General features: G+C 30.5%; 2 protein-coding genes. Both read left to right on the top strand.

Annotated features, from left to right (window positions below; translation table 11 throughout):
• On the top strand, positions 1–1,206 hold a 1,206-nt coding region (gene aspS, locus MK083_06480), incomplete at its 5' end, for an aspartate--tRNA ligase (protein ID MCH2674094.1).
• Between the two features lie 5 nt (positions 1,207–1,211).
• The coding region (tig, locus tag MK083_06485; protein MCH2674095.1) for a trigger factor at positions 1,212–2,116 on the top strand (905 nt) is incomplete at its 3' end.

A 2,116-nucleotide genomic window follows, 5' to 3' on the forward strand; every position in this document is an offset into this window, starting at 1 on the left:
TCTCCTCAACAAATGAAACAAATTTTGATGGTTTCAGGTTTTGATAGATATTTTCAAATAGCACGATGCTTCAGAGATGAAGATCTTAGGGCAGACAGGCAACCTGAGCATACCCAACTTGATTTGGAAATGAGTTTTGTTGACCAAGATGATGTTATGAAATTAGTTGAAAACCTGTACATCAGACTGATTAACTCAGTAGATAGTAATATTAAAATTGATAGAAAATTTGAAGTAATCAGATATGATGATGCTATGAATCGATTTGGTACAGATAAACCAGATCTTCGTTATTCACTTGAAATGAAAGACTTATCAGAATTAGCTGTAAGAATTAATTCTAATGTCATTCAAAATTCTTTGAAATCAGGTTCAATTCTTAAGGGATTAGTTGCTCAAAATTGGCATAATTTAGGCAGAAAAGAATTTGATAGATTAACTGAAATGGTAAAAAAGCAGGGCGCGGGTGGTCTAATTTACATATCAATTCCTGAAAATATACAAAATGATATTCCAAAATTGGATGAAACCTCAGGTCCTCTTAATAAATTTTTTACTCAGGAAAACCTAGATGAAATCATTTCAATCACCCATGCAAAACCAGGGGATGTTATATTTATGATAATTGGTCAGAAAGATGTAGTTAATACTTCATTATCTCATCTTAGGACGTATATTGCTCAGGAACAAAACTTAATTGATAGCAAAGAGATGAAATTTGTTTGGATTACTGACTTTCCTCTTTTTGATAAAGATGATGATGGATCGTGGCAACCTGCTCATCATGTATTCTCTTCTCCTCATTTAGAAGATTACGATCTATTAGATTTAGAACCTGGGAAGGTAAGAGCTAATTTATTTGATTTGGTTTGCAATGGAGTTGAGTTAGGTTCAGGTTCGATAAGAATTCATGATAGAAAATTACAGGAAAAAGTGTTCGATATTATAGGATATTCAAAAAATGAAGTTAATAATCTATTTGGTCATTTGCTAGATGCTTTTGAGTATGGAGTACCTCCACATGGAGGTATGGGGCTTGGATTAGATAGATTAGTAGCAATGCTTTGCAATGAAGAGTCAATTAGAGAGGTAATAGCATTCCCAAAGACTCAATCTGCTTCTGATTTACTATTCGGTTCTCCAGATTTTATTACAAAAGAGCAATTAGAGGACTTAAATATACTAGTTATGGAGCAAGAAGAATAAATAATATGAACATAGAAGTTAAACCAGAAAAAAATAAACAAGTAGATATAGAAATTATAGTTGATGATTTTATTGTAAATAAGCATCTTAAAACTTCAGCAACGAAAATTTCTCAATCTGTGAATATCCCTGGATTTAGAAAAGGGAAAGCCCCTTATAAATTAATTGAATCTCAATATGGAAAAGATTACATATTAGAAAATAGTTTAGACCCTATAATACAAGAAGTTGTCCCGAGTATATTAGAAGAACAAAAACTAGAATATCCTTGCGCTCCCAAAGTCGACATTTTAGAGAGAGAGCCTAAATTAAAAATTATACTTATGGTACCTCTGATGCCTGAAGTTAATTTAGGTGATTATAATTCTATAAAAAGTAATATTTCTAAAGATAAAGTTACAAAAAAGAAAATAGATGAAACTATCGACAGAATTTTAGAATCAAGATCAACTTGGGAGTCCTCTAATTCTAAATTAGATTTTCCTGGTTTTGCCAAGATAAATTTAAGTGGTAAATATAAAGAAGAAGAAGTTTTTTCAGAAAAAGAATTTGATTTCTATGCTGTTGAAAATAGTAACTTAATTGCTCCAGGAGTTGCTGAAAATCTAAAAGGTATTTCTAAAAATGAAAAGAAAGATTTTACTCTGACCCTGCCTCTTGATTGGAAAGAAGAAAATCTTCAAGGTAAAAATGTTAAGTTTGAAGTTGAGTGCTTAGAAATTCAAGAAAAAATTATCCCAAAACTTACAGATAAATTCTTGAAAGAAATTAGTCCTGAAATCAAAGGAATTAAGGAATTTAAAGATCAAATCAAGAAAGAAATTTCTGCAGAAAATGATTACAAATATAATCTTGATCTAGAAAATGAAATTATTGATAAATTGATCAATCTCTCCAAGTTTACTATTTC

The organism is Dehalococcoidia bacterium (assembly GCA_022451965.1).
Lineage (GTDB): Bacteria > Chloroflexota > Dehalococcoidia > Lucifugimonadales > Lucifugimonadaceae > TMED-70.